Source organism: Nonomuraea sp. NPDC049784, assembly GCF_040659615.1.
GTDB lineage: Bacteria > Actinomycetota > Actinomycetes > Streptosporangiales > Streptosporangiaceae > Nonomuraea.
This window is the reverse complement of the sequence record NZ_JBFAMX010000846.1, coordinates 1-3517: the sequence shown is the minus strand read 5'-3', so window position 1 is coordinate 3517 and position 3517 is coordinate 1. Positions and strand designations below refer to the sequence as shown.

Sequence of the window (3517 nt, the reverse complement as noted above, 5' to 3'; positions counted from 1 at the left end):
GCTCCAGCACAACCGGGCCCACCTGGAGTGGCTGGACGACCTGCTCGGCCGCCACCCGGAGGTGATCTTCGAGAACTGCGCCTCGGGAGCCATGCCGGAGATGGTCTGGCTGATCAGGCGGCGCAGCGGCGAGACGTCGCGGTACGGCAGCCACCGGTAGACCGGGATCTCGATCACCTCGGCCCCCGCCTGCCGCAGGTCGGCCACGAAGTCGCTGAGCGGCTCGCCGTGCTGCTGCACCGCGATGCGCCGCCCGCGCAGATCCTGGGAGAGGAGGTACTGCTTGACCTCCTCGCACGACTCCGTGGGAGGCGTCCAGTGGTCGTTCAGTCCGGCGGCGCGCACCGCCCCCCTGGCCTTGGGGCCGCGGGTCAGCAGGCGCGACCGGGACAGGTGCTCGCCCAGGTCGGCCGAGAGGCCCCAGCCCTCGGCGGCGGCCATCCAGCCGCGGAACCCGACGCCGGTGGTGACCACCACGTCGTCGAGCGGCCCTGCCAGGCTCTCGCGGGTCGCGGCGAGCAGGTCGGCGTCCTCGGCCAGGGGGACCAGCCGGATCGCGGGGGCGCTGACCACGCGGGCGCCGCGCCGCTCCAGCAGCGCGCCGAACTCCTCACGGCGCCTCGTCGCGGTCACTCCGATCGTGAAGCCCGACAGGGCGTCGGGCGCTGTCTCCGGAGAAGACCCGCCCTCAAGGGCAAGCACGCTCATGCCGGCACCTCCAGGTAGTGGGGGATGCCTGGCCGGGCCCCGAGCACCCGGCCAGGCATCACAGGCACGTGTGACGCAAGTGAGATCACCCTCCGATACTGCTTTCGGGTGGTTTCGCCCACGGGTCTCTTCTGTTACCGCTGTGCTACAAGGCAGAGGCATGGGGATTGGCGAGGCGCGGTCGCGGGAAACGTTCATCGTGACGACGCGGCCTATCGGGGAGTTGCGTGTGACGGTCCGGCCTATTCGCGTGTTCGACGATCCGGTGCTCCGCTCGGTGGCGGCGCCGGTGCTGGACTTCGATCGTGAGCTGCGGCGGCTGGTGAAGTCGCTGACCGCCACCATGCGCGCGGGCGCCGGCCGGGCGGGCCTGGCGGCGCCGCAGATCGGGGAGCCGGTACGGGTGGTGGTCTACTCCTACGACGGCAAGTCCGGCCATCTGGTCAATCCACGCCTGGAGCTGTCGGAACAGCGGGTCACCGCCGACGAGGCGTGCCTGTCGGCCCCGGGAGTGTGGTGGCCACTGGAACGTTCCTACATGGTCACGGCGCGTGGCCGCGACATGTTCGGCAAGCCCGCGACGGTTCGTGCGCTCGGGGTGCTGGCCCGGGTGCTGCAGCACGAGGTCGACCATCTCGACGGCGTGCTGTTCAGCGACCGCCTCGAGGCGGCCGAGCGCGAACGCTTTCTCGCGGAGGCCCTGCCGGGCTGAGTTATCTCTGGTGCGCCCCTGCCAGGCTCAGCTCCCTGCGCTGGGCGGCGTCGGTGCCGCCCCACACCCCGTACGCCTGCCTGGTGGCCAGCGCGTACTCCAGGCACGGCTCGCGTACGGGGCAGCCGGTGCACACATGTTTGGCCTGCTCGACCTGGGACTGGCTCGGCCCTTCCACCGATATCGGGAAGAACAATTCCGGGTCCAAGTCGAGGCAGGCGGCCCTGCGGGTCCAGTCGAGCATCATCATGACCTTGGCGCCTACCCACTCGACCAGCTCTCATACCTCGGCGAGCAGCCGATCCCAGTCCGACAGGAACCTGCCGAGCCCGTAGCGGGCCAGGGCCGCCGCCCGCGCGGCCTTGCCCGCCTGCGCGGCGTGCTCCGGGTCCGCCGCGAACGCGTGCAGCGCGTCGGCGAGCACGTTCACCTTCGTGGACAGCACGCCGGCCTCCTGCGGCACGGCCTCGATCGCCTCGGTGGCGGCCAGCGCGACGACCGGCAGGCCCAGGGTCATGGCCTCGATGAGCGCGAGCCCGAGCGACGTCCACCGGTAGGGGTGCAGGTAGACCCGGCGGCGGGCCAGCTCGGCGTGCATGACGTGCTGCGGCAGGTCCTCATAGGTGCCGTACGGCAGCCCCTCCACCTTCATCCCGAACACGTCCAGCGGCACCCGCTCGGCGAAGCGCGGCAGCAGGTCGGTCCCGGCGACCCTGGTGCGGCGTACCGGCTCGTTGACCACCACGCCCGCCCTGGGCAGCTCGCCCGTGTACAGGTGGCCGGGGTCGGGGACTCCGTGCTCGACGACGCGGGTGCGCGCCCGGCCGTTGTCCCAGTACAGCTCGTTGAAGTGGGTGACGTGCACCAGCGTGATGTCGCTCTGATCGGCCAGCGGGTGCCGGGTGCGCGGCACGTCGCCCGCCGGGGTGTTGTGCTCCACGTACACGCCGGGCACGTCGCGGCCGAGCCACTCGCGGGCCAGCTCGGGCTCGTGCGGGCGCTGGTAGACGGCCACGTCTATGGGCTCGTGGCGGAGCCGGTCGAAAGGCACCTCGCGGGCGGTCCCGGGCCAGTCGAACGTCTGGGCTCGTCCCCGGCCGTCGGGACCACGGCCGGGGACGAGCGGAAGCACGTACTCGTGCCCGCCCCTGATGAAGGCGCTGGTCCACGAGCCGTGTACGTGCCAGATGAGGACCCTCACCAGCGGCTCCAGCCCAGAGCCCGCGCCCACGGCGCCGAGACGGCCAGCCCGGGGCCGTCCATGTCGCTCAGCACCCGTTCCACGACGTCGGTCAGGTCGTCCGCGACCTCGGCGGCCTGCTCGATCTCCTCCCGCCGAGTCTGCTTGGTCGGCACCAGGATGCCCCTGGCTCCGGCGGCCCTGGCCGCGTCCATGTCCCTGCCGATGTCGCCCACGACCACGCAGTCACGGGGGCTGACGTCCAGGATGGCGGCGGCTCTGATCACGAGCCCGGGAGCGGGTTTGCGACAGGTGCAGCCGTCGGCATCGTCGTGCACGCAGATCGCCCACGCGTCGAACGGGCCGAGCAGCTCCTCCACCCTGGCGTTCACCTGGTCCATGTCGTCCGCGGACAGCAGGCCCTTGGCCACGCCCGACTGATTGGTGACCACGGCCACCGGCACCTCGGCCCGTCTGAGCCTGGCCACCGCCTCCACCGCGCCCGGCATGGGCTCGACGAGGCCCGGGTCGCCGTTGTACGGCACGTCCCTGATCAAGGTCCCGTCCCGGTCGAAGAGCACGGCGCCGGGACGTCGCTTTTCGAACACCTTTCACCTCCGTCGCGTGCCCGCCAGCTACCCGGGGCCTGACCCTGCAAACAACTACTCAGAGTGACGAATCGCAGGCGGTTGCGCCTGTTTACGCACGTCGGCGGCCTGGGGAATGTTTGGGAGTCGCTTCTCTCGGTAGCGGTTCTCGTCATCTCCGGGGGAGGAAAGATGAGGTTTCTCGGCATCAACGCGATCTTCCACGACCCGGCCGCCGCCCTGGTGGCCGACGGGAAGATCGTGGCCGCGGCGGAGGAGGAACGCTTCAGCCGCCGCAAACACGGCAAGCGGCCCCTGGCGTTCTCCGCG

The 3517-nt window shown here is 71.2% G+C and carries 6 protein-coding genes; 2 read left to right on the top strand and 4 right to left on the bottom strand.

Annotation, left to right across the window (positions count from 1 at the left end):
• Positions 1-708 (bottom strand): uroporphyrinogen-III synthase (locus AB0J09_RS59665; RefSeq protein ID WP_360712467.1); only part of this gene is annotated, 708 nt, incomplete at its 3' end.
• A gap of 229 nt (positions 709-937) precedes the next feature.
• Between AB0J09_RS59665 and AB0J09_RS59660 the strand changes: the two genes are divergently transcribed.
• A complete protein-coding gene (locus AB0J09_RS59660) occupies positions 938-1420 on the top strand; it encodes a peptide deformylase (protein WP_360712464.1) in 483 nt (160 codons plus the stop codon).
• 1 nt (position 1421) lies between these two features.
• On the opposite strand, the gene AB0J09_RS59655 is transcribed toward AB0J09_RS59660, so the two are convergent.
• Genes AB0J09_RS59655 through AB0J09_RS59645 form a run of 3 tightly spaced genes read right to left on the bottom strand, consistent with a single transcriptional unit; the run spans position 1422 to position 3208 of the window.
• Entirely contained in the window at positions 1422-1670 is a 249-nt protein-coding gene (locus AB0J09_RS59655; protein ID WP_360712461.1) for a WhiB family transcriptional regulator, read from the bottom strand.
• A gap of 30 nt (positions 1671-1700) precedes the next feature.
• On the bottom strand, positions 1701-2621 hold the full coding sequence (locus tag AB0J09_RS59650) for a glycosyltransferase family 4 protein (RefSeq protein WP_360712458.1): 921 nt from the start codon (positions 2619-2621) through the stop codon (positions 1701-1703).
• Entirely contained in the window at positions 2618-3208 is a 591-nt protein-coding gene (locus AB0J09_RS59645) for an HAD-IIIA family hydrolase (protein ID WP_360712455.1), read from the bottom strand. The genes AB0J09_RS59650 and AB0J09_RS59645 overlap by 4 nt, the downstream gene beginning before the upstream one ends.
• A gap of 171 nt (positions 3209-3379) precedes the next feature.
• Here AB0J09_RS59645 and AB0J09_RS59640 point away from each other — a divergent pair.
• On the top strand, positions 3380-3517 hold a 138-nt coding region (locus tag AB0J09_RS59640; protein ID WP_360712469.1), incomplete at its 3' end, for a carbamoyltransferase N-terminal domain-containing protein.

Bases quoted from the DNA above. Each gene is read 5' to 3' on its own strand.
- AB0J09_RS59655 (WP_360712461.1), bottom strand. From the start codon at position 1,670: ATGATGATGCTCGACTGGACCCGCAGGGCCGCCTGCCTCGACTTGGAC.